Raw genomic sequence first — 8,989 nt, 5'->3', positions numbered from 1 at the left:
GCGCTCAAAGGATTGAGAGGCTTTTAAAAAGAGATTAATAGCACTTCAAAGGAGTACCCAGCAAGAGTGAATCCGCTTACAATTATTGGGGTTCACAAAAAGTTGCCCACAAATGGTTGACTCAGACACAATGAAAATTTTTCTTGAAAAGAAAATATTATCATGATAGAATTTAACTTGTCGTCTTGATAAATAATGTTGACGAGCCATTAGCTCAGTCGGCAGAGCATCTGACTTTTAATCAGAGGGTCGGAGGTTCGAATCCTCCATGGCTCACCATTTTTATACATAAACAGAGTGGCCCGTTGGTCAAGTGGTTAAGACACCGCCCTTTCACGGCGGTAACAGGGGTTCGAATCCCCTACGGGTCACCAATTTTTAAAGGTAATTTCAGAACGTGACTGACTGAACGAGTTTAGCTGACGAAGAGATTCGCAGCTTATTCTTCCTCTATCTTTTTGTGAAGAAAGAAGCAAGAAGGTCGAGGAAGCAAGTGAGAGAAGGAAGGAGCGTACCTCGTACGTGACTGACTGAACGAGTTTAGCTGACGAAGAGATTCGCAGCTTATTCTTCCTCTATCTTTTTGTGAAGAAGAAGCAAGAAGGTCGAGGAAGCAAGTGAGAGAAGGAAGGAGCGTACCTCGTACGTGACTGACTGAACGAGTGCAGCTGACGAAGAGATTCGCAGCTTATTCTTCACAAAAAGGGCCTGTAGTGTAGCGGTTAACATGCCTGCCTGTCACGCAGGAGATCGCGGGTTCGAGTCCCGTCAGGCCCGCCATTCTTTTAAATTAGTAATGAATCACTCTTAAGAAAACGCATCACCTCATCATAAGAGTCATTTAGAGGAGCGGACAGAGGACGTCGTGCGAGAGAAAAATAAAAATGTGATGCAAGAAACTTAGAAACGGCTCGATAGCTCAGTCGGTAGAGCAGAGGACTGAAAATCCTCGTGTCGGCGGTTCGATTCCGTCTCGAGCCACCATTGCTATAGTACATACATTATAGATAATAGAAAAAAGGAGCTGTCCAAAAAGTCATGATTGGTGACTTTTTGGACATTTTTTGTTACCGCTTCATCAAAAATTGCTTCTGGAAACGTCTCTTGACCGAATAGGCATGTTTCCAACACCAAATTTTTGATGGAAGTAAGCCATGGATGGCTCATAACACTGTTTCATTCAAAAATAGTTTGTGGAAACAAGCGATGAATGGATCATGGTACCGTTTCAATCCAAACACCATTGTGAAAGCAATCCATGCACGATGTATGGCACCGTTTCGACGCTAAATGATTGTTGAAAGGAACTCTCGATTTATTTTTCAGAACTTATTAGACAGCCTCATGAAACAATCGCTCAAGCAGGGGAAGAAGTGTATGCTAAATTAGAAGAAGGCATGGGAGTTGAGATTTATTATCCGACAGAAGAAGAAATTGCGGAATGGAAGGAAACGACACAAGCAGCTTGGGAGTTTTGCAAATGAAGTAGAAGGTGGAAAAGAACTTTTAGAGGTACATTCTGAAGTGATGAACGAGTAAAATATATTTAGAAAATTAAAAATATTAAAATTATGAAATTGATAAATGGTTTCATACAAATGAAAGAAGCGAGCCAATCGTCCATCTCGGTTGGTTCGCTTTTCCTATGGGAGTTTAGAAAAGTACATAGAAAACGATGCAACTTTTCTCATGAATCATCGTCATAACAAAACGGATGGGAATGTTTCATTTTTTTGGACAGTTTTAAAAAGTAATAGTAACCACTTAGGTGTGAAGGCGGTGAAAGATCATGACAAAAGCCTGCTTTGGCTTCTGCCATGATCTGCTTTGCCATAGGACTTGGCGACACACCGAGCTTTTCTAATATCTTTGTCGAAATTAGCGATAGCAGTAAGGAAAAACGGGATGGCTATGTTACAATATAATGAAAGAATTTTTTCATCTTTTTCATCATCTATTTTGGAAACTGACAGGAAATGAAATAAAACGATAGAAAGAAAATGAGGAAATGGAGCGAAGATAAAATGGATGAGAAAATTTTAGTCGTTGACGATGAGCAGCCGATTGCAGATATATTAGACTTCAACTTAAAAAAGGAAGGCTTTCAGGTAGAAGTGGCTTATGACGGAGAGGAAGCATTGAAAAAAGTGGAGGCATTTGAACCGGATCTTGTCTTGCTCGATATTATGCTTCCTCAAAAAGACGGCATGGAAGTTTGTCGAGAAATCCGTAAAAACCATGATATGCCAATTATTATGTTGACCGCAAAAGATGCGGAGATTGATAAAGTTCTTGGTTTGGAACTTGGGGCCGATGACTACGTAACGAAACCGTTTAGCACGAGGGAATTAATTGCAAGAGTGAAAGCAAACTTACGGCGTTTACAGGTTACGCCGGAAGAAGATACGACGAAACAAAAGAAAATTGAAATTGGAGAATTAACGATTGATTCCGATGCCTATTTAGTGCTGAAACGCGGGGAGCCGATTGATTTAACGCATCGGGAGTTTGAGCTGATTCATTATCTCGCTCGTCATATTGGACAAGTGATGACGCGAGAACATTTACTCCAAGCAGTTTGGGGATATGACTATTTTGGTGATGTACGTACGGTCGATGTCACTGTAAGGCGTTTGCGCGAAAAAGTAGAAGATAATCCAAGCTACCCTGTCTGGATTGTGACAAGACGTGGGGTCGGTTATTATTTAAAACACCCTGATCAGGAGAAATAAGATGAAAGTTTTCGATTTTTTTAAATCGATCCATGTGAAAATGATCGTGATTTTCGTATTGCTTATCTTTATTGCGATCCAAGTCATCGGTGTCTATTTCACCGGTAGACTTGGATCGCATTTAGAAGAGAGCCATTACGAAATGTTAAAAGAACGAGCGGATTTGCTTGAATATAACGTTCTTCAAGAAATGACAAGAGAGCGAGATGAAAAAGAAGAACCGCTGCAAGATGACATCGCAGATTTATTGCATGAATTTTTCTCCATTGAAGATTCCACCGTCCGAGTGATTAATGCAAATCAAGAAGTAATCGGTACATCCAATTGGAATGAACAGCACATTGTTGGACAACAAAGCACGGAGATTCGGGTCACTCGGGCGTTAATGGGGATGGAGGATGAGCAGCTCGTACGAGACCCAGAAACAGGAGAGAGACTTCGTGTGATGACCCATTCGGTAGAAGCGGATGGAGAGATTCTTGGTGCTATTTATATTGAGGCTTCGATGGAAAGCATATACCAAGAATTAGAGGAGATTAATGGGATTTTTCTCACAGGGACGATAATTGCCCTTGTCATTACTGCCATTATCGGAGTGTTACTATCTCAGACAATCACCCGTCCTATTGTTGATATGAAAAAGCAAGCGCAAGCAATGGGAGCCGGTGACTTTTCCCGCCGAGTGAAAGTGTATGGACAAGATGAAATCGGTCAGTTGGCAGAGTCCTTTAACAAGCTGACAATGAGTTTAAAAGAGGCACATCGAACGACGGAAGGGGAACGGAAAAAACTAAGTTCCGTATTGACTCATATGACGGATGGTGTGATTGCCACCGATGAGTTAGGACGAATTATTTTAATGAATGTGCGTGCCGAGCAGTTGTTACAAATTGACAGTAAGGATGCATTGGGGGAATCCCTTCCGGAAGTTCTCCGTTTGTCCGAAACGCTCACTCCAAGTGATTTATATGACTATACAGACACGATTTTGCTTGATTTTAGCACCGATGAGGAAGAATTTCTAATTGAAGCGAACTTCTCTGTGATCCAAGAAGAAGAAGGCCCGGTGAATGGGCTTATTACCGTCCTTCATGACGTGACCGATAAAGAAAAAATTGAACGAGAAAGACGGGAATTTGTAGCAAATGTTTCCCATGAATTAAGAACGCCGCTCACTACGTTAAGAAGTTATTTAGAAGCGTTAGAAGATGGGGCGATGCACGATGAAACTTTAGGACCGAAATTTTTAAAAGTCACTCAAAATGAAACAGAGCGGATGATTCGTCTCGTCAACGATTTATTACAACTTTCCAAAATGGACCGAGAAGATTTCCATTTAGATTTTGAAACAATTGATGTAGGGGAAATGTTAACCCAAGTATCAGAGCGCTTTGAAATGGTTACGAAAGATAAAAAAGACAAAGATATTCGCTTTGAAAACCGCATTCCGAATCATCCTGTGTATGTGGATTTGGATAAAGATAAAATGATACAAGTGTTTGATAATATTCTTTCGAACGCAGTAAAATATTCACCAGAAGGTGGTACTATTACGATTCAAGTCATAGCGCGCGCCAACGAAGTAGATATCGAGATTAGTGATGAAGGGGTGGGAATCCCGAAAGAAAACCAGGCAAAAATATTCGATCGTTTTTACCGAGTCGATAAAGCACGGGCACGAAGTCTTGGTGGCACGGGCTTAGGACTTGCTATTTCGAAAGAACTGGTGGAAGCCCATGGAGGAAAAATAGATGTAGAAAGTGCTTGGCAACAAGGAACGACCATTAGCATTACCCTTCCTTATTCTCGTTATAAAAAAGCAGGTGGTTCGGCATGATGGAGCGAGTGAAATCATGGGTTTTGTCTTTACTTGTAGTAGCTAGTCTATTTTTAACATGGCAACTTTGGACGTATCAGCCTAATTATGCGCTCTTAGACGAGCAAGATTATGTTCAAAGTGAAAATGTCGGAGCAGAATTAAGCTTGCACGACGTCATTTGGCCGGAACAGATGGTGATGCATAAAGGAAACCAGATCACGTCAATGAATGGCTCCGATCGTTTATTTTCTGTTTTTTATCGAGAACTTCTTGATTCCCGTTTTGAAGAAATTACACTGCAACAAGATGCAGATCTTGATCAATTATTGTCAGGAGAGCGGGTGATGGAAATTATTTTCCCAACGGCAATCCCCGCTTCGATTTTAAATAAAGTCCTTTCGTTTGAAATGGACATGCCACAACTGTCTATTGATACGGTAGACCGGATCATCCTGCTTGATGAAGGGGGAGATATTGATCATTTAACGGTCAAGTTTATATCTTTTCACGAAGGAGTCGTCTTAGAAGGAGAGACGAATTTTAGTGTTTCTAATTTTAGAAATCGTTATTTTGCTCAAACAGAGCAATTCCCGAACGTTTTTGCTTATACATTGAATGAAAGTGCAAAATTACCAAAGACACTTTATTTACCGAAAGAGCCGGTCACTCTTGATACCATTTCGGATACGTCGACACCGATTGACTGCCATCACTTTTTGAGGGTGTTGTTTAGTGATATTGATTCCGTGAAGCAATATTACCAAGACAATCGTGAATCTTCCTTTACCGACGGGAATCGTATGATGAGTCTTGAAGGTGGCGGAAGTTATTTAACTTACGTGCATCCGATTTATAGTGAAACTCCAAATACTTCACAACAGCATGTCATTCAAACGACATTTGATTTTATTAATTCTTATGGTGGATGGACCGATAATTATCGGTTGTATGATTGGAATGTGGCCAGTCAAGAAGAGAATGCCACATATCGGATGATCATTGACGGACTCCCGGTATTTGAGTCCCGCGGTAGAGATCTTGCTTCCATCCATGTGACAAGATCCGGGGGACAAGTAACAGAATTTTCAAGACCCCTTTATAATTTAGATCAAAGTCCACTGGATGCGAAACGGACAATGGAATTAGCGGCAGGACAAGATATACTAAATTACGTGGAAGAAAAATTTGGACCACAAGAAATAGAAAATATACGAATTGGTTACAAAATGGACCGCACCGATCATTTAGTGATTCACTTTGAACCAAGTTGGTATGTCCAAGTGGATGGATCATGGTATTCGGTCGATCTAAATGATTAGGAGGAGAGAAACAAATGGATTGGAGTCGTATCAAATCAATATTTATCATTACTTTTCTTCTCCTCAACACCTTTTTAGCATTTCAATTAATGGAAAAAATCAACGCAAGTGATATTAATGTCAGAGTACAAGCAACAGTAAATGAAATGCTTGCTGATATGAACATTTCCGTCACGGAAGAGCTACCAGAAGAACGAGAGGCCATTAATCATATTGTCGGTCAACCGAAAGAAATTGTCCAAGAGGTGGAATGGATCACGGAAAGTGATGATGAGATTCACGTTTTAAATGATGCATTTATAGAAGTCGTGTTAGACGAGCCTTATGCTGTTTCTGATGTTGCCCAAGACGTAAGGAATTTTTTAGAAGAGCACGTATGGAATGGAGAAGAGTACGTGTATGCCAGTTGGGATAGCGAGCTGCGACAAATGAAATTTAATCAAACGTACCAAAACAGTACCGTTGTCACTTCTGATGAAAGCCCACTCGTGCTCTTTTTTAATGAAAATAATGAAATTGAAGGGTACGTTCAAAGTTATTTAGTGTTTGAAGAGGAAGGGAAGGAAAAGGATATGCTCCCTCCTTATAAAGCCATTGAAGTGTTGCTTAACGAAGGAATTTTATCTTTTAACGATCAAGTAACGTCCGTTCAACTCGGTTATTACAGTTTATTTAGCCCATCTGGCTATAGCCACGTTTTTGCACCGATGTACAATATAAAAATTAATGATGATTCCAGTTATCTCGTCCATGCCATTGATGGTTCTGTTCAAGATTCTTTTGGAGTGGAAGAAGAAGTAACGAATGAAGGGGAGACAGAAGAACAACAAATATCGTAGTGGAGAGTGAAACAGAGGAATGGGACTAACATTTAGCGTACTTGCGAGTGGAAGCACGGGGAATGCCATTTACGTAGAAACAGAAAAAGAGCGTTTGCTCGTAGATGCTGGATTGAGCGGAAAAAAGATAGAACAATTATTTCAAGAAATAGACCGCCATCCGAAGCAACTGAATGGTATTTTAGTTACTCATGAACATAGCGATCATATCAAAGGGGTGGGCGTGTTAGCACGTAAATATCAATTACCAATATATGCGAACGAAAAAACATGGAAAGCGATGGAAAAAAGTGTAGGAACAATTCATCCGGATCAACGATATTTGTTTGAATGTGGGACGGTGAAACAGTTTAACGATTTAGACGTGGAATCTTTTCGCGTCTCTCACGATGCAGCTGATCCGATGTTTTTTGTGTTCCACCATGAAGGAAAGAAATTAGTGTTGGCGACCGATATGGGGTATGTCAGTGATGAAATCAAAGGTGTGGCAAAAAACGCCGATGCCTATATTTTTGAGTCAAATCACGATTTAAACATGCTCCGAATGGGACGTTATCCGTGGAACGTGAAACGAAGGATATTAGGAGATGCTGGCCATATTTCCAACGAAGACGCAGCCCTTGCTTTATCGGAAATCGTAGGAGATGCTACATCGCGTATTTATTTAGCGCATTTGAGTCAAGATAACAACATGAAAGAGTTGGCTCGGATGACAGTGAGTCAAATATTAGAAGAGCAAGACACTGGAGTAGGCCACTCTTTTCATCTGTACGATACCGATCCTTATAAAGCAACTCCTCTTTGTACGCTATAAAGAGATGGCAAAAGAAAGAATTAAAAGGTAGGTGGAAACGAATTATGGGTTACTATAATGACCACATGAACGATGGCAATAAAACATATAAAAAAGAGCGATGGCGCTTTGGTTTATCTGGTCTTATTGGTGCGATCATCGGGGCACTAATCATTCTTTTTCTCATCCCTTTTTTCTATGAAGGGGGGTTACTTTCGTCACCTACAGAAGAAAAACCGAATACGACGAATAATCAAGAAACGAGTACGACAGACAATCTTTTTCGCGGCCCGGAACAAAGTGTAAACTTGTCGGTTTCTTCGGATATTACCGAAGCGGTTGATCGCGTGTCTGACGCGGTCGTTGGGGTTTTTAATTTACAGCGAAATGAATTTTGGCAAAACGATGCGGAAGCAGTGAACCGCGGAACCGGTTCCGGTGTCATTTATAAAGTAGAAGGAGATTCTGCTTTTGTCGTAACAAACCAGCATGTGATTGACGGAGCAAATCAAGTAGAGGTAAGTTTAGCTAATGAACAGCGGGTGGAAGCCGAGATTGTTGGTTATGATGTACTTACTGATTTGGCTGTCTTACGTATTCCCTCGGAGCATGTGGATACGGTGGCAGAATTCGGGAACTCAGACAATTTAAAAGTTGGGGAACCTGCCATTGCGATTGGAAATCCATTGGGAACTCACCTATCTCACACGGTCACCCAAGGAATTATTAGTGCGACGGAACGCAGCATTCCCGTTGATTTGACTGGCGATGGGCGTCCGGATTGGAACGCGGAAGTACTCCAAACAGATGCAGCCATTAATCCGGGAAATAGTGGGGGAGCACTTGTTAACATTGAGGGACAGTTAATCGGGATTAACTCGATGAAAATTGCGGAGTCAGCGGTGGAAGGGATCGGTTTTGCCATTCCAACATCTGTTGCCATTCCAGTGATTGAAGACTTAGAACTTCATGGAGAAGTTATTCGTCCACAACTGGGAATCGGTATTCGTTCTTTATCCGAAATTCCAAGCTACCACTGGCAAGAAACGTTACGACTTCCTCCAGAAGTAAATGAAGGCGTATTTATAACAAACGTCGCATCACCATCACCAGCAGCAAAAGCCGGCTTAGAAGAGTATGACGTTCTAGTGGAAATTGACGGAGTAGAAATTTCAGATGGGCATGATTTAAGAATGTATTTATATACCGAAGCAGAAGTTGGCGACACGGTGACAGTTACTTTCTACCGGAACGGCGAAAAACAAACGACCGAGATTACCTTGGAAGCACAGCACGATTTCTAAATAAAAAAAGACCCAGTTCTCATTCGCCATGAGAGCTGGGCTTTATTTTATCCACAAAAACGTTTTGTCAAGAAGGAAAAACAGTGGACAATGTGGACAACCTCTTTGGATAACTAGTATTAACTGTGGATAAGTTAAAATGGAAAGTGGAAATGAACGATGAAAAAGCAGAAAGAATACCAA

Annotated in this window: 7 protein-coding genes and 4 tRNA genes; all 11 read left to right on the top strand. The window is 41.0% G+C overall.

Features of this window, described 5'->3' with window-relative positions; translation table 11 throughout:
• Nucleotides 1-203: 203 nt before the first annotated feature.
• The 11 genes from GJS40_RS05845 (at nt 204) to GJS40_RS05795 (ending at nt 8,806) form a co-directional block, all read left to right on the top strand.
• Nucleotides 204-279 (top strand) — tRNA-Lys (locus GJS40_RS05845).
• Between the two features lie 20 nt (nt 280-299).
• A tRNA-Glu gene (locus GJS40_RS05840) sits at nt 300-374 on the top strand.
• A 330-nt stretch (nt 375-704) separates the two neighbouring features.
• Nucleotides 705-780 (top strand) — tRNA-Asp (locus GJS40_RS05835).
• Nucleotides 781-908: 128 nt separating this feature from the next.
• Nucleotides 909-984: transfer RNA gene (locus GJS40_RS05830), tRNA-Phe, on the top strand.
• A gap of 174 nt (nt 985-1,158) precedes the next feature.
• A complete protein-coding gene (locus GJS40_RS05825) occupies nt 1,159-1,290 on the top strand; it encodes a hypothetical protein (protein ID WP_270896865.1) in 132 nt (43 codons plus the stop codon).
• A gap of 734 nt (nt 1,291-2,024) precedes the next feature.
• Entirely contained in the window at nt 2,025-2,732 is a 708-nt protein-coding gene (gene yycF, locus GJS40_RS05820) for a response regulator YycF (protein WP_270896863.1), read from the top strand.
• A 1-nt stretch (nt 2,733) separates the two neighbouring features.
• A complete protein-coding gene (gene walK / locus GJS40_RS05815; protein ID WP_270896861.1) occupies nt 2,734-4,569 on the top strand; it encodes a cell wall metabolism sensor histidine kinase WalK in 1,836 nt (611 codons plus the stop codon).
• Nucleotides 4,566-5,870, top strand: coding sequence for a YycH family regulatory protein (locus GJS40_RS05810; RefSeq protein ID WP_270896859.1), 1,305 nt, complete (start codon nt 4,566-4,568; stop codon nt 5,868-5,870). The genes walK and GJS40_RS05810 overlap by 4 nt, the downstream gene beginning before the upstream one ends.
• 14 nt (nt 5,871-5,884) lie before the next feature.
• A complete protein-coding gene (locus GJS40_RS05805; RefSeq protein WP_270896857.1) occupies nt 5,885-6,709 on the top strand; it encodes a two-component system regulatory protein YycI in 825 nt (274 codons plus the stop codon).
• A 19-nt stretch (nt 6,710-6,728) separates the two neighbouring features.
• Nucleotides 6,729-7,523 carry an MBL fold metallo-hydrolase gene (locus tag GJS40_RS05800; protein WP_270896855.1) on the top strand — a complete coding sequence of 265 codons (795 nt, stop codon included), beginning with the start codon at nt 6,729-6,731 and terminating at the stop codon, nt 7,521-7,523.
• A gap of 44 nt (nt 7,524-7,567) precedes the next feature.
• A complete protein-coding gene (locus tag GJS40_RS05795) occupies nt 7,568-8,806 on the top strand; it encodes a S1C family serine protease (protein ID WP_270896853.1) in 1,239 nt (412 codons plus the stop codon).
• Nucleotides 8,807-8,989: the final 183 nt, after the last annotated feature.

Origin of the sequence: Aliibacillus thermotolerans (assembly GCF_027853235.1) — a bacterium.
In the GTDB taxonomy this organism is placed as follows: domain Bacteria; phylum Bacillota; class Bacilli; order Bacillales; family Marinococcaceae; genus Aliibacillus; species Aliibacillus thermotolerans.
The sequence above is the reverse complement of the archived record's forward strand: the minus strand, read 5'-3'. Positions and strand labels throughout refer to the sequence as shown.